The sequence below is a fragment of the Methanomethylovorans sp. genome, from assembly GCF_041447285.1.
Classification (GTDB): Archaea; Halobacteriota; Methanosarcinia; order Methanosarcinales; family Methanosarcinaceae; genus Methanomethylovorans.
Window position 1 is genome coordinate 21526 of sequence record NZ_JBGMEB010000019.1, and the last position, 15857, is coordinate 37382.

15 protein-coding genes and 1 tRNA gene are annotated in these 15857 nt (G+C 42.3%); 4 read left to right on the plus strand and 12 right to left on the minus strand.

Annotation, left to right across the window (positions count from 1 at the left end; genetic code table 11):
- Positions 1-2: 2 nt before the first annotated feature.
- The gene (locus ACC612_RS11470; protein ID WP_371854679.1) at positions 3-353 is read left to right on the plus strand and encodes a hypothetical protein; all 351 of its coding nucleotides are present in this window, start codon (positions 3-5) and stop codon (positions 351-353) included.
- 219 nt (positions 354-572) lie between these two features.
- Here ACC612_RS11470 and ACC612_RS11475 read toward each other — a convergent pair whose 3' ends face one another.
- The 5 genes from ACC612_RS11475 to ACC612_RS11495 form a co-directional block, all read right to left on the minus strand.
- On the minus strand, positions 573-1460 hold the full coding sequence (locus ACC612_RS11475; RefSeq protein ID WP_371854680.1) for a tyrosine-type recombinase/integrase: 888 nt from the start codon (positions 1458-1460) through the stop codon (positions 573-575).
- A 264-nt stretch (positions 1461-1724) separates the two neighbouring features.
- Positions 1725-1799 (minus strand) — tRNA-Glu (locus tag ACC612_RS11480).
- A gap of 67 nt (positions 1800-1866) precedes the next feature.
- A complete protein-coding gene (locus tag ACC612_RS11485) occupies positions 1867-2229 on the minus strand; it encodes a helix-turn-helix transcriptional regulator (protein ID WP_371854681.1) in 363 nt (120 codons plus the stop codon).
- Between the two features lie 37 nt (positions 2230-2266).
- Entirely contained in the window at positions 2267-2491 is a 225-nt protein-coding gene (locus ACC612_RS11490) for an LSM domain-containing protein (protein WP_371854682.1), read from the minus strand.
- Positions 2492-2604: 113 nt separating this feature from the next.
- The gene (locus tag ACC612_RS11495) at positions 2605-2982 is read right to left on the minus strand and encodes a DUF3467 domain-containing protein (RefSeq protein WP_371854683.1); all 378 of its coding nucleotides are present in this window, start codon (positions 2980-2982) and stop codon (positions 2605-2607) included.
- Between the two features lie 116 nt (positions 2983-3098).
- Between ACC612_RS11495 and ACC612_RS11500 the strand changes: the two genes are divergently transcribed.
- Together ACC612_RS11500 and ACC612_RS11505 are read left to right on the plus strand one after the other, a co-directional pair.
- Positions 3099-3548, plus strand: a complete 450-nt coding sequence (locus ACC612_RS11500; RefSeq protein WP_371854684.1) for a hypothetical protein — start codon at positions 3099-3101, stop codon at positions 3546-3548.
- 10 nt (positions 3549-3558) lie between these two features.
- A complete protein-coding gene (locus ACC612_RS11505) occupies positions 3559-4626 on the plus strand; it encodes a cytochrome c biogenesis CcdA family protein (protein ID WP_371854685.1) in 1068 nt (355 codons plus the stop codon).
- Between the two features lie 6 nt (positions 4627-4632).
- On the opposite strand, the gene ACC612_RS11510 is transcribed toward ACC612_RS11505, so the two are convergent.
- Entirely contained in the window at positions 4633-7110 is a 2478-nt protein-coding gene (locus ACC612_RS11510; RefSeq protein ID WP_371854686.1) for a DUF5814 domain-containing protein, read from the minus strand.
- A 149-nt stretch (positions 7111-7259) separates the two neighbouring features.
- On the opposite strand from ACC612_RS11510, the gene ACC612_RS11515 reads away from it, so the two are divergent.
- Positions 7260-8114 carry an RAD55 family ATPase gene (locus tag ACC612_RS11515; protein WP_371854687.1) on the plus strand — a complete coding sequence of 285 codons (855 nt, stop codon included), beginning with the start codon at positions 7260-7262 and terminating at the stop codon, positions 8112-8114.
- 10 nt (positions 8115-8124) lie between these two features.
- Here the strand turns inward: ACC612_RS11515 and ACC612_RS11520 are convergent, their stop codons facing one another.
- The 6 genes from ACC612_RS11520 to ACC612_RS11545 all read right to left on the minus strand — a co-directional run bounded on the left by ACC612_RS11520 (position 8125) and on the right by ACC612_RS11545 (position 15836).
- Entirely contained in the window at positions 8125-8928 is an 804-nt protein-coding gene (locus ACC612_RS11520) for an MTAP family purine nucleoside phosphorylase (protein WP_371854688.1), read from the minus strand.
- 5 nt (positions 8929-8933) lie between these two features.
- Positions 8934-10019: a DUF373 family protein gene (locus tag ACC612_RS11525; RefSeq protein ID WP_371854689.1), complete on the minus strand. Its 1086-nt coding sequence runs from the start codon at positions 10017-10019 to the stop codon at positions 8934-8936.
- 75 nt (positions 10020-10094) lie between these two features.
- A complete protein-coding gene (locus ACC612_RS11530) occupies positions 10095-10814 on the minus strand; it encodes a 6-hydroxymethylpterin diphosphokinase MptE-like protein (RefSeq protein WP_371854690.1) in 720 nt (239 codons plus the stop codon).
- Positions 10747-13923 carry an isoleucine--tRNA ligase gene (gene ileS / locus ACC612_RS11535; protein WP_371854691.1) on the minus strand — a complete coding sequence of 1059 codons (3177 nt, stop codon included), beginning with the start codon at positions 13921-13923 and terminating at the stop codon, positions 10747-10749. The genes ACC612_RS11530 and ileS overlap by 68 nt, the downstream gene beginning before the upstream one ends.
- Before the next feature lie 121 nt (positions 13924-14044).
- Complete coding sequence (locus tag ACC612_RS11540; protein ID WP_371854692.1) at positions 14045-15361, minus strand: sensor histidine kinase; 1317 nt, start codon at positions 15359-15361, stop codon at positions 14045-14047.
- Positions 15362-15470: 109 nt separating this feature from the next.
- Positions 15471-15836, minus strand: a complete 366-nt coding sequence (locus ACC612_RS11545) for a hypothetical protein (protein WP_371854693.1) — start codon at positions 15834-15836, stop codon at positions 15471-15473.
- Positions 15837-15857 lie beyond the last annotated feature (21 nt).

Here is a 15857-nt window from a genome sequence, read left to right on the forward strand (position 1 = left end):
TTATGGGATTTCTTGAAGATTGGAAAAAGAAACAGGCCCTCCAGAAAAAAGTAAGCCAGGCAAAGGAAGACCAGCAGGTAAAGCAGGACAGCAGGCAGTATACTAAGCTCGGCTTGAGCCAGGATGAAGCCGAATTTTTAGCCAGGCAGGAAATTAAGAGCAAGCAAAGCAAAGACAAATTAAACCGGGTCTTTGGTGCTCTTGAAGGTGTAGCCTCTAAGCTTGAAGTTCCGGACCAAAAAACAACACAACAGCAACCAGAAAAAGAACCTAAAAACAAAAAACAGCAGAAGCAAGACCAAAAGAAAAGTATAGATTCAGCAGTAACGGATTCTTTCTTCTACAAAATCTAAATATGCTATATATTTAAGTTAAAAAGTATACTGCATTCATTTAAGTATGATTCTTTTTAACTGTCGTTTATGTCGCTGGCAGATCGCTACTCTAAAGATGAATACGGGAACATTTACATTTATGGTATAAGAGTTCTCACAATTACAAGAAACAGGATAACCGTAGAAGAGTATATACAGATCTGCTATATAGAAGCAGTCAGAAGAAGGGATAAAAAATTAAAGTAGCTCCGGCATGGATTGCAGGTATTCCGCGCGGATCTTCTCAAAGCTCATATATCCTTTAGACAAATAATGAGCTTTCCATGTTTCTTTATTTATGGAATCGCCTCTAAGCTGCTGTAAATATTCGTCTGTCATTCCTGCTTCTCTTAACGAGGTAGTAAAAAAGCCCCGGAAACAATGGCAAGTTAAACGGGTTTCCAGTGATCCTCTCGGCTTGTGCAATCCCAACGGTTCAGCATAATAAGCTATCATCTCATTGGTCCAATCCTTATGTATATGGCCGCCATGCTCAGAAACCCATAGATATTTTGTTTTCTTGCGTGGCTCTCTCCATTCTAAATAAAGCTCTAATACTGCCTTTAGTTCCAGGTCCATAGGTAACATTCTATTATGCCTTTTTGCTGCTTCCGGTAAAGTAATAGTGTCTCGCTTAAAGTCCAAATGGTCAGGTTCCAGCCTGAAATACTCTCCAAATCGTGCGCCAGTCTTTGCCAGGGTAACTATAGGGGCAATGTGTTCTATCTGGCTCATTCTCTCAATGAGTGCCCGGACATCCTGCAAAGACGGTATTTGTCGGCTGTCGTGTTTAGTAGGCTGATCTAAATATCTCTGCCTAAATGGAAGTATGGGGTTTACCTGGGCGACCTCTTCATAGATCAGAAAATCGTAAAAGGAAGAAATAGCAGAAAAGTACGTTTTCAGGGTGGCTATATGTAAATCTCTTTCCTGCAAGTGCTCTAAATAATCGCGTAAATCATGCTTATCTACTCGCTCAGGTTCTGGGTAGTGGTGCAAAAACTCCTTTACTACACTCTTGTAAGACTCTAAACTCCTTTTTGTCCGGCCTCTTATCTTGCAATCCTGTAAAAAAGCCTCAATCATCAGACCACCGGACACCTAAAAGCTATTTACATCTATATATTATATGCATTTAGATTATGAAGAACATAATAGAGTAAGGAACTAAAAATGAATCTATATATCTTTATAAAAAGATTTTAAAACTAGTTGAGAAATGACTACTGCCGGGTGACTAGCGGCAGTAGTTCTGTTTTGGAAGTTGGTGTTTACAAGTATATAGTTAGAACTTTGGCTATATAGCTTTTAAGGTTAATTTAAGGAAAAGGTTTTTAATAAAGAGGCGAGTGCTCCGGTCGGGATTCGAACCCGAGTCTTCGGCTCGAAAGGCCGGAATGATTGGCCGAACTACACTACCGGAGCACAACGAATGTTGCTGCTTGAGCGACACCAAAATAGCACATAACCTTATTAAACCTTTCGGCCAGAATTATTCAATTATACTGGCCTCTTGGTCATCAACATTGTCTTTAGATAAATTCAATACCCATGCGGTTAGTTTTTCGCAAGATTCCGGCTGACATGCATCCCTGCAGCCTGCACAAGGTGAGAACATATCACCCGATAGCAACAGCTCAAAGCAGGGTTCTTCCTTGTGGGCAGCTTTAAGCAAGAAAGTCCTTGCTCCGTTGTCCACAGCAGACTCACGAGTAATCAGACCATCTTTTAGAAGTTTTGCAATGACCCTTGAACATTTACGGCTGTCGATATTCAGTTCCTTCCACAACTGGTTCTGAAAAACACCGTTTTCATGCTTTGCAATAACTTCCAGCGCTGTTTCTTCGATTTCCATGGCAACCAACACTTGCTAGTAGAATCCTGCCCTATAATTATTCTTCTGCAGGTGTAATAAGAATAATATTATTGCCGCGAAGAACCACAGAACCCAAGGACCTGAGCTTTTGGCCATTAGATACCTCTACAGTATCTACTAAGTGGAGGTTTAGATAGTCGTCTGCACTTTTGAGCAAACCCTCTAGAAGATGCAAGTCGCCTTTCATTTCAACCTGGACTCTCGATCCAACCAGTTTATGAACTCTCTTATTTGGGAACAAATGGAATCCTCACTTCTAATTGATAAGATAAACCTGCCTGTCAAAGACAGGATCTAGGATGTTAAAAGTGTATTGTATCCTATTTAACAATAACGATTACCTCTGAAACAAACTCAGATGTAACCCTGTATCTCACTATTCTCTCTGCTATTATCAGTCGGAGATTCGGATTTGATTTCACCCCTATTAGGTCTTGGTATAGGACCAAACATAGCCTCATATTCTTTCAGATGATGGTTCAACCATTTGGACAGCTCAAGAGCCGCAAGGGGTGAGAGAATTACCTCTGTCTCAAGCCTGCGCTGGATTACCTGCACTCCATCCTCATCCATTCCCGGCTTGGGATTATCATTATAGAAACCTATTCTGAAATCATACGGGCTGTGGCCCCCCACGGCACCTATGGAATACACCTGCCTGCAATCTTCAGGTTTATAAAATTCTACCCTAAGTTTCTTCTGGTGTTTTCCTGCAATGTTATCCGTGCTCATTTTTAGATCTCCTTTTACTGGCACGTATTGTGTTAACATCACTTAAATAAGTACTGGAAACACAGTATACTGTCAAGAACAAAAAAGATATTAAAGAATATACCTTGAATACGATCATGAAAATCTCACAAACATTCGGCCTCATTGCTATGGCAGCATTAATCATTATGCTTGTTGGAGGCGGCATAGTTACCTTCCAACAAATGTTAACGCATGAAAATAAGTACAATATAAATTCTTCACAAGCCCAGATAATTCTGCTTAACGATAGCAACATATCCATGTACTATAAGACTTTCTTCCATGTGCAGGACTGGAGAGTCAATAGAACTACCATTGCAAATGGAAGTATACACGATATGTACGGGAAAACTGTAACACCGAAAGAAGACGTATGGAAAGTAGAGATTATGGAAAGAACCTGCGCATGCGCTGGCATAAAACCCATCTATGTGATAGAAGGTTATGTATCCACAGAAACCGGGGAAGTATTTAATGTATCAACGAAAAAAGTCTCAGAGACTTCATACAACGCTTCCACATGCGCATCTACGACATGCCACTAAACGGGCATTTGTGATAACGTGTAGCCTCCTGTTATTAATATTAGTTGTGAATGTAGGTGCTTGCGCTCTAAATACTACATCTGCTATTGCAGTTGACTATTTTTATGAAGAAGGCTGTCTGAAATGCCAGCAGGCATCGCCTGTAATAGAAAATGTAACAACTGCATATGGGAGTAATCTCACCTCTTACGAGATCATTTCTTCCTATGATCTTGCCAGGGGATATGGCGTATCTGTAGTTCCTGCGGTGGTAGTGGATAGAAAAAAAGTGATTACGTATAAAGATTATCAGGGAAATACCACAATTTTGAAAGAGCTGCTCAGCAATGCTATTGTTTCTGCATCTGATAAAAATGTTACTACTAATATCTCAGAAGGCAAGGGCAGTGAAACCGTGAAATTTTCACCCTGTATAGTATTCATCGCAGGCCTGCTTGCAGGTTTTAATCCCTGCATTCTTGCAGTTATGGCTTTTCTGGCAACACTCATACTCGCATCCAGTGGAAAAAGAAAAGATATATTAAAAATGGTTGTGGGCTTTTGCATCGGCATTTTTGTAGTATATATGACAGTGGGTCTGAGCATCCTGGGAACAGTACACATACTGCCTTCCCTTCAAATCGCGATCACAACAGCAATGGTCGTTCTCATTTTCATACTGGGCGTCTGGCATATTTATGATGCATATCATCTACGGAAGTATTCCAGATCAACTTTCCATACCCCAAAAGCCATGATCGAGCTGCTCGAAAAAACATCAAAGAACAATATTCTGCTATTGTCCTGTGTTTCTGGAGGACTCTTCTCCCTTGTAAAAGCACCCTGTGTAGGAGCTATATATTTTTCCATTCTTGATATGCTGGCAGGCAGAACGGATCTTGCTCGTGGAGCTTTCTACCTTGCAGTATATAATTTAGGCGTGATTTTTCCGATCATCATTCTGGGAATTTTACTTGGATTTGGAATGAAACCGCAGACCATCACAAAACTCAAGGAGAGCAAGCGTGTGGAGATCAGGCTTTTCACAGGAATTATACTAATATTCCTTGCTCTGCTGCTGCATCTGCATATAATCTAAGCGAGGTTATCCCTCAACCTGCTGCTTCATTTCCCTGGCAGCACGTACTATATCTTTTTTAGAATAGACCTTTGCTACCTTTTCAACGGCATCGAGATTGCGTACTACGTTGTCAAGATAACCCAATACATCACCAGGATAAGCAGTCACACCGTACATGTCCTCAATTTTATGTACAATGCCTGCAGGATCATAACCTTCCATACGGATCTCCACGATCTTTGCAGAAAAACGGCGCTCTGCACATCCACAATATGGGGAATCCTTGCATTTGCAGGTAAGGAAAGCCGCTGCAAATTCAAAGAGCTGATCCTGTATGTTCTGGTCAAGCTGAGAAATATTATCTCCCTCGAATATTATATCAAGGGAAGCACCCTGGAATACACGGGAAGGCACATTGATGTCCAGAGCTGTGGAGATCTGGGCTGCATATTTGAAGTAAACAGCATCAAAGAACTCCAGATTAGTAATGATCTCAAGCGGATGCTTCCCTTTAAGTACCGCATCCCGTATAAGAAAAGCTGACGACACTGAAAGGAAATGGCCGGCTGCTATCTGTCCAAAAGGTGTGAGGGAAATAGTATTCTCTCTTTTTTCAAGGAATTTATAATGTATCAGCCGATTGAGAAGCTTTGTGAGTTCAAATGTACCCAGCATACGCTTATGGATCGCTGAAAGATCCGCTTTGGAAGATGTCACAGCTGCTGATGCCAGTATCTCTTCCATCTGTTGATCCTCGCCATAATCAAAGGAAGATGGCAGCATATTACCCTTAAGTAATCTTATGGCAACAGCATCTTCTGTTTCTGTCTGCTCGCTGGAATAGCGCTTATTTGGTGTTGCCAGCAGCACTACAACACCCCTGTCATGATAATCCGGACGTCCGGCACGTCCCAGCATCTGCATGAAACCTTGCATATTGAGCCACTCGATACCCATGGCAAGGGATTCGAATATTACCTGTGATGCCGGGAAATCCACTCCTGCTGCAAGGGCGGCAGTTGTTACTACCACTGGTAACTTTCCTTTCAGGAAACGCTCTTCCACGGATTTTCTCACAGATTGTGTAAGACCTGCATGGTAAGGTGCAGAGACCATTGGCAATGCTTCTGATATGCTGTGGCAATTGCGTCTGGAATTGGTAAAAATAATTGTCTGACCTTTATGCCCTTTTGTGGACGTTCTGGAAAATTCCTCCCTTACCAGCCGGGTCATAAGCTTCAGCTTGTCATGTTCCTCACAGAAAATGAGATGACGTTCAATGGGAACAGGCCGATATTCATACTCCACCAATGTCGCATCCAGCTTTTGAGCCAGAGCAAGCGGCTCGGCTACTGTGGCAGAAAGGTATATGAATTGGGCAGCAGGAGCAATATATTTCAACCGTCCAATTACACCGTCTACCCTATGGCCACGTTCACTATCTTCTAATGTGTGTACCTCATCTATGACCACAGTACCGATCTTACCCAGCAGGTCAGCATCTCCGGACCTGAGGATGAAATCAAGGCCTTCGTAAGTTCCGACAATAATGTCAGAATCCAGCGTCCTGCGCATCTTGAGCGTAGATGACGTACGAATACGGGCACTGCCTATACGTATAGAAGTTGTAAGACCCAATAATCCGTACTTATCAGTAAACTGATCATACTTCTGGTTTGCAAGGGCCACCAGAGGTACCAGATACAACATCTTCCCTTTTTTTCGTAATATGTTCTCTATACCTGCAAGCTCCCCAATCAATGTTTTACCGGTAGCCGTTACTGAAGTAACAAGCTGATGTTTTCCTTTGAAAAGGCCTAGATCCACTGAAATTGCCTGTACAGGAAGTAATTCCTCTGATTTTTTCAACAATATATCTTTAAAGTTTTTTGATATTGGAAGATCTGCTATCTTCATGGTCCTGGCGTCAATGGAAGCCTGTACCGTATCGAATCTGGTAAGTTCCTGATCAAGGCCTTGCGGATCAAGTGAACCTACCGTTCTGTCAAAATCCCTTGTTTGTAAAAGCATCTCTTCAATGCGCTGTTTTGCTTCCTCGCTATAATGGGAATAAGGTGCATTGAGGACTCTGGAAAGTTCTTCTTTGGCGCATTCCTCACAAATCTTCTGTGAATGATATTGTATCGACCTTCTGTTCAGGAAATTAAATCTGCGTTTTAGCATGCAAAAACGACAGACATTAACAAACTCCGCTTCCAGCTGGAAACCTTTTAACATATCTAAGAAAACGGCAGCAGAGATATCATTACCACCTTTTGCGATCATGATACGATCGGCCATACGTAACAGATCTACAAAATCTGCAGGTGTCATGTATTCTTCCTTTCCATCCCTGAGCACCCTGAACTTATGGGGCCTCGGACCTGCAGGAGTTTTAGTCAGGATCAATTCCCCGGTAAAAAGAGGTAATTTTTTGCCTCCTTTAATGACAAATACAAATAATTTAGTGTTTTCGGGATTTATAAGGAGCCATAAAGTCATTATCCAGCTGAATTGGAGAGAAGGTATAAGTAATGTATGCTTGATCTTGATTGGCCGGAAAAGGTTAAATATATTCATAATAAACTATAGTGATTAAAAATATACTTTAATAGTATAGAGGGATATTCCGGATAGAGGAGGAAAATAGCATGTTAGGGACTTCGAAGTCTGCAGAAATGCAGCAAAACATTACTGAAGAAGATGCATCTAATACCTACAAAGATGCCCACAGTCTCTATGATACAATCCGGGAAAGCATACCTCAAGGAAATAAATCAGTTGCTGAGAATATTACAACTCCCAGCATATCAAACACAGGTATTTCAGTTCTGGACAGGAGCATAGGAGGAGGTCTTCCTTGTGGTTCAATGATCTATGTTGCAGCCGACCCTTCCGGCATGGCTGAGATCTTCCTATACCAATTCACACAATCAAGAAAGACATATTATTTCACTACTGGCCGCAGGCCTAAATATGTACTCAGGGACATACTTAACCTTAACTTTGATATAAGGAATATAATTTTTATCGACGTTTATAGCGAGTATTACCTTACGCCTTCAGGCGAAATGGTAGACAATGTAGGAAATGACTATGCAGATACTAAGCTGCTTGAGTTCGTGGAATATAACCTGAAAAACATCAGGAATGAGGCTCAGGAAGGAGATATTAACCTTGTTTTTGACAATTTCTCATTCTTCATGAACCTGAATGTGAACCCAGGACTGCTTAGAAGAATGATGAACCTCATATACGAAGTAACAAAGGAAACAAGTGCACTTACATACCTCTATGGATTACAAGGAAGCCATCCAGAAAACATAGAAAATGAGATCCTTAATTCTGCAGATGTGATTTTTGAGATCTCTCTGGATAGAGGAGCCGATAAGCTGGTTAACAAGCTTGCTATCCCTAAGATGAGAGGCATGCTGCCAACTCCTGAGGTCATCAAGTTCAAGATCTGCGATGGGGTTCAGATTGACACATCCAAAGATATTGCATGAAAAAATAAGATCAAAGAGTTCCATCCTCTATTGCATTGTTGCAGTGGCATTTTCTCTTTGAGGGCATACCCGATGCAATTGAACGCAACAATTCAAAAATGAACTCCTTTCTGGTAGCAAGTGTGTCCAGTACCTCAGTTGCTGTCGGTCTGGCACTTTCAATACCAGAGGCCATATTTGTTACAAGACATAAAGATGCATAACAGAGCTGCATCTCTTTGGCAAGTACTACCTCAGGTACACCGGTCATACCCACAACATCAGCGAAATTACTCAACATGCGTATCTCAGCTTTAGTCTCGAACCTGGGACCTTCAGTACAGGCATAAATCACATCACCTGTCTCAACTCCTTTTTCTTTCAGAATGGACCTTATCAGCGACCGAAGCTGGGGACAATAGGGTTCTGACATATCTACATGTACAGTCTCATTTTCAAAAAAAGTAGAGGGACGCTTGGAAGTGAAGTCTATAAAATCATAAGGTAATACTATACTTCCGATGGTGTGCCCATGCATTGTACCCACCGAGTTGATAGATATCACCCTTGAAATCCCTAATTGCTTTATTGCCATAATAAGGCCATGATAATTGATCTTGTGAGGTGGAACATGGCCGGTATCTCCTGCATGCCGTGGGATAAACAATATGTTACGGCTTTCCATTTTGACCACGGACGCCTCTATAACACCAAAGTCGGTTTTTACTGTGATCGAGGATTGGCCATCAAGATGAGAGAAACCCACACCACCTATGACAGCAAAGGAAAAATCTACATTAGTAATGCATTCTTGATCTGATGTATTTCTAGCCATGGTATTTACTCCTTGGATGGCTTGATAGCTATCCTGATACCTGCAAGAGCTATAATGATAGCCAAGACTATGGAATAAATGAAGTACTGAAGTCCTGTAACAATTGAAAGCTGAGCGCCTTCAATAGCAGGGTTGAATGCAAGTATGTACGTAGTTGCTCCCCAGAATAGCAGCCCTATGGAAAAGGCATAGAACGAAGAGGATATAAGCTTCAGACTAAACTGCCCATGCAAGTATTTATCCATCATACGACCGAAATTGATAATGATCACAGCTAATACCAGCCACCATATGGAACTATGTATGAACACAGTAGTCAGCGGAACCAAACCATGGTACCATATTCCACCATGAGTGTAATACTGCCATAAGCGTACGAATCCTTGCACGAAAGCAACAAAAACAATTAATAAAGCTGCAGTATGAGTTACAGCAATTAATCTGCCTGTATGGAAAGCATCTTTGACTTTGTTCCATAAAACTGTGACAGTATCACCAAAGCCACGGTATAGCATATACAGGCCAACAGCGGCAAGAATACCGATTATAGCTCCTTCTGGATAATTCGCCAAAAGGAAGATAGAATATATGAGAGATGCAAGTCCAAGTGGTACAAAGAACGTCTGAGATATCTTAGGGTCATTAAAAGCATGCTTGAGCACATAATAAGTACTTTCAAGATTCTCACTCTGTATAATGACTATACGTTTAACAGAATTGATCTTTATCCGGGATTGGACTATAGGGAGAAGAGTTTCATCCTCTGCTCCATCTGAAATGAAAATAGCGTTAGAAGCATGATATTTTGCCAGGACTTCATCAAGCTGCTGAGAGATCTTCTGATCAGAGGTGATACCAACCTTCTTATCGCCAGCAAAAGTTACAAGCTCAGCTTCATGTCCCTTTGCGCGAAGTTCATCCAGTACTTTAACGCCGCCAAAGATGGTATTGGAATCCGAATCTTCAGGATCGGCTATGGACAAAGCAACAGCTGCTTTGATATTTTCTTCTCTTCCTATTATGGGACTTGATACCTTTGCCTTTTCACCCAGATCGTTGTCCCTGTCTATGCAAATGACCAGTGTATCCATGAAACCTTATTCCTAATTGCTGAACAAAATATAAATAAGTTCTCATGAAAATCGGCATCATGGAACAGTCTGTGTTCAAAAACAGATCCCTAACGAAGAAATAAGCCTACGGGCCCATTTTAATTTTTTCTTTTTGAACATGGATACTAACGGATCATCAAAAAAGAAACCTGCAAGACTAATAGTTCCTGCACCAAACTCATAGGCCACATGCACAGCCCGGTCTCCGTCAGTAAAACCGCCAAAATTGAAAACGTGTTCCAGTGGAGCAGCCTGTGTGGAGCCTATTATATTCTGCAAAAGCGGGACATACTTGAGAAGCCTACCCTTGTTGTCACCATGAGCGTGGACAACTACAAGAGAACCATGCTTTGAAGCTTCTATCTCACGCTCTACGTCCCCATCCAGATCTGTAACTATAACATCCGGTATCCTGCCAGCATCCATTACAACAGCTGCTGCACCATCTGCTGCAATTACCACGTATCTTTCAAGGTCTAACCTATCAAGATCATCAGCAAGGGTAGGAGCATTACCACAAACAAGAATTTCTTTACCGTATATTACTTTTTTTAGAGCATCAGGTCCTGGAGAATGTATTTTGTCCAGCATCTGTGAGAGAAGAAGAGCTGCTCGCTCATCTTCTTCCCTGCTGAAACCAAAGTCTTGTAATATTTCTCTGTATACAGGTTCCCAGACTGCGAAATCCATAGTTTTCCCTGCAAGCTCAGGTCCTTGATATGCCGATGTGCATTGATATTCCTTCCACATCCCAGTCCTTGACAAGGTCACCATGCACTTCCACATCAAAGCCTATAATCTGCACATCTGCACGCACCTCACTGGCTATCATTTGTTCCAGATCGAGCACCAGGTCCACTACCCGTTCATCATCGATACAGATAATGGCCTTAATGTTCTCTTCCACAGCAAGGTCCATTTCCTTTCTCATATCCTGGACTCTGCGGATCACCTCTCTGGAATAGCCTTCTGCTTCAAGTTCCCTTGTAAGCTTAGCATCCACATATACGGTGCCTGCAGATGATAAAGCACTTGCAACCTGCTCTGGCAATGTTTGCTGGAAAAAGACCATATCACCAGTAATCATTACAACATTGCCGCCTGCAAGTTGTAATTCATAGCCTTCAGAGCAGTCCACTTTTTTCTTCAGTGCCAAGGCATCAACTTTGTTTAAGGCAGCTATGACCTTCCCAGCATCACCTTTAAAAACAGGCCCTATAGCACCAGGATTTGGTATTGCACTGAGCCCGAGTTTGTCCCAGGACCCACCAATTTCTGTTAGTACAATGTCCTTGGAATTGGTTTGATCCATAAGCACCGCTTTCAGGTTCTTGACAGCCAAGACAGCAGTTTCATCGTGTGGAGTGACGACAATCCTTCCCACAGGCCATCTCAGCTTACGCCCGACCTTTTGGCGAGCATTGGAAGCTGCCTCCACAATAGAGCGTGCAAGCTTCATATGCTGCTCAAGATCCACATCTACGAGGGATTCATCTGGCATAGGCCAGTCGTTCATGTGCACTGACTCAAGTGAGTCTGGATATACATTGCGTACCAGGTTCTGATACATTTCCTCTGCGAGATGAGGCATGAACGGAGCTATTACCTTTGTAGTGGTAGTGAAAACCTCATACAAAACCCTGTATACAGCTATCTTGTCAGGATCATCAGCCTCGACCCATGTCCTTGGCCTTATGAGCTGGATATACCAGCGGGAAAGGTCCTCAAGGATAAAGTCAGCGATTGTTCTGATGGCCTTCTGGAGCATACATGTCTCCATAGCTGAATCCACCGCTTTTATAACGGACTGCATCCGGGAAAGAATCCACCTGTCTTCACTGCGCATATGAGGCTTTACTGATTCAAGTGATATCTTTGACGGATCAAAGGCGTCAAGCGCCATATAGGGCAAGGGAAAACGATAGACATTCCAGAGGATGTTGACAGTCCTGTGCATATTGGCAATTTCATCATTACTGAACTTAAGGTCCTCCCACGGGGCACTGGATGCTAGCACATAAGCACGCAGGGTATCGGCACCGAACTTATCAATGACCTCGGAAGGCTGCACTACATTGCCCAGGCTCTTGGACATTTTCTTGCCTTCCACATCAAGAGTGAATCCGTGCATCAACACGCTCTTATAAGGTGCCTTGCCAAAGGCCACCATACTGGCACCTAACTGTGAATAGAACCATCCTCTGGTCTGGTCATGGCCCTCGGTGATGAAATCTGCTGGCCACCATTTTTCAAGTTCTTCCTTTTTCTGAGGGAAATTCAAAGTAGCCCATGAAGCAACTGCCGAGTCGAACCATACATCGAATACATCTTCCACGCGGCGCATCTTTCCGCCACATTCACATGTCAGGGTCACAGAATCCACATAGGGCCTGTGCAGCTCTATTCCTTCCTTCAGGCCTGACTTTTCGAGAAGTTCTTCCTTGGTACCAACGACATCGATCCGTTCACATTCGGTACAGCGCCAGACGGGAATAGGTATGCCCCAGTAACGCTGCCTTGAGATACACCAGTCTCTGGCACCTTCTACCCAGTCCCTGAAACGGGCTGAACCTGCCCACTCGGGATACCAGGCAACTTTGTCTATTTCTGCGAGCATCTGTTCTTTTAATTCAGAGATCTTTAGGAACCACTGGCGAGTAGCAAGATAAATGATCGGTGTCTTACATCTCCAGCAGTGTCCATAGCGGTGAGAAATAGTACCTTCTGCAAGCAAAAGCCCTCTTGCCTTGAGGTTTTCCACAACAACCTTGTTAGCTTCTCTGATATGCATATCAGTATATTCACCGGCTTCTTCCGTGTACCTGCCATCTGATCCAACCGGACAGAAGATGGGAAGCCCGTGCTTTACGCCGACTTCAAAGTCATCCATACCATGTCCTGGGGCTATATGGACACAACCGGTGTTCTCTGCTGTTACAAAGTCTGCAAGATATATATTATGCTTAAAACGTGCCTGTTTTGGGATCTGGTCTGCAAGAGGATGCTCATATGCCAGTGTCGTAAGATCCTCGCCCAGCATTGTATCCAGTATCTCAAAGTCAGCATACCTGCCTTTCTTGAGCACATCTTTGACAAGTGCTGAAGCCATGATCAGGATCTCACTGTCACCGGCTGATGTAACTGCTTTTACTCTGGAATACTCGAATGAAGGATGTACTGCCACTGCGATGTTGGAGGGTATGGTCCACGGAGTAGTGGTCCAGATTACGATAGATGTATTAGGTTCGCCCTTTACCCTGAACTTCACATAGATGGAAGGATCGATGCGTTCCTCATATTCAACTTCAGAATCCGCTATTGCGGTTTCACAACGTGGACACCAGTTGACCACCCGTTTTCCTTCTTCCAGCAGGTTCTTTTGCTGTGCCTGCTTCAGCGTCCACCAGGCAGCTTCGATATACTCATCCCGCAGTGTCATATACGGGTCTTTCCAGTTAAGCCATACCCCAAGAGAATAGAACTGGCGGGTCATATCATCTTTTTGCAGTAAGGCGAATTCCTTACATTTTTCGATGAAGTTGCCGACACCATACCTCTCAATATCCTTCTTGGAAGTAAAGCCAAGGACACCTTCCACTTTTACCTCTATAGGAAGACCATGCATGTCCCACCCTGCACGGTCAAGTATATGGCAATTGTTCATTGAACGGTATCTGAGTATGGAATCTTTGATGATCTTGTTCCATGCGGTACCTAGGTGTATATGGCCGGTAGTATATGGCGGACCGTCCACGAAAAAGAAACGCTTTGCACCCATTCTGCGTTGGCGTACCTTTGAGTACGCATCGATATCATCCCAGAAAAAGTGTATCTTGGATTCGATCTCACCTGCGTTGTATTGACCTGTGATCTCCTTTAGCATAGGAAGTCTCCATAAGCATGATTATTAGATATTCACCTATTGCGGTATCCAATTTAAATGCTTTGTTCTGCCTTTTGCGTAAAAAAAGATAGTTTAACACAGGATTTCAATTATAGAAACATCATTGGAACGGAAGGACTACATGAAAGACTGAACCTTTATCTTCTTCACTTTCTACCCACATGATACCCTTATGCGCTGTGACCACTTGTTTACAGATATACAGGCCAGCACCGGTGCCTCCATATTTACGTGTCTCTGAACCATCGATCTGGAAAAAAAGTTCACATAACTGTCCAAGGTGCTTTGCTGGAATACCTACACCTGTATCCGCAATTGCTACATGCAATTTTCCATTATCTTCAAAAGCCTTGATACTGATAGCTCCAGGAGAAGGTGTGAACTTAAGTCCATTATCGATCAACCGGGAAAAAACACCTGTAATTTTTACCTCATCAACATATACATCCGGAAGATCTGATTGTATATCGATAATTATCTCAATGCCTTGCTTTTTTGTATGCGATACAGCCAATTCAATAGCTCTGTTAAGTAGATCGTTTATGGTAAAAAAACTAAATTTGTATTTAAGGTCACCTTCGTGAACCGAACTAATGTATAACAAGGAATTAATTAAGTGTTCAAGTTTGGAAGAATTGTGCAGGATGGTGACCACAGCCTTTTCCTGTTGAGCATTGAGGTCTCCCAGTACATGATCATGCAATAATTCCGTGTATCCCTTAATAGAGATCAAAGGAGTTTTGAGTTCATGACTGATATTGGAAAGAAACTCACTCTTCATTTGTTCAAGGGAACTTAGTTGCCCTTTGCAGTATGAAAGTTCATTTTCAGATTCTTTAAAACGTGCATCTGCAGCCTGACGTTCAAGTGCCAGACCCATAATATCAGCTGCCACGCGCATGAACGAAATATCGCTGATCTCCCATGAATGCAATCCCGTAGCATTCTCTATGCTTATAAATCCAATTAATTCATTTTTAATGAATATCGGAGAAGAAAGTATAGATCTTATTCCACATGATTCAAAAGCTTCCCTTTCTGCAGAAGCTTCGGGAGGAAGGATCGAAATATCATTTATTCTGATGATTTTCTCTTTCATGAGTTGTTCCATCCACCATGGAAAACTCGACAAAGGAACGCACTGAAACAGTTTTTGTTCTGATTTTACTTTTTCCCGGCACCATTCATGAGTATTTAAAATGGAAGTACCTTGTTCAATGAACTGAAAAACAGAAGTCCTGCTCGCCTCACAAAGTTTACCGATAATTGCAAGGCATTGTTCGATAGCTTCATCTGTGTTCTCACAAGTTGCAAAATTAGAGGAAATTGAGAACAATGCTTCCCGGATACGCATTTTTACTGAGATATTGTCTTCCACAGTAGATGAATTTGAAAATAAGATTTGCCCCTCAACCAATTAAGTCCCTCTTCCAAGAAAAATATACATTTAGATATACATCATTAATTTGAGAGGTCAATCCACATTATAGAATATAAGGGTATTCTCTTATTTTATTGAGAAAGTATTATTCTACGATCTCCTGAACCGAAACCATCTCAAGCAAAAGTTCATTGAACAGCAATTTCTCCAGGGTCCTTGCCACGTAGATACGATGCTGATGCTTCTGGATATCTTCATTCATCCGCAACTGAGAATCAACCTGCACCCGGAGTAAGGCAAAATGAAAAAGGTTCTCATCCCTAAGCTGCATGGAATAAAAAGTCTCAAGGAAATAAGGCAATAAATAAGGATTGTCAATCACGCTGCAAAGAAGAAGCAACTCCTCTGATATTGAATCAAGGTCCTTGAGTACAGAGTGACCTGTTATGATCTTCAGAGTATCTACAGAATATTCTTTTTCTGCAATGAGTACTTTTCCTGCGATGGTCATTACACACCTCTTTGATCTAAT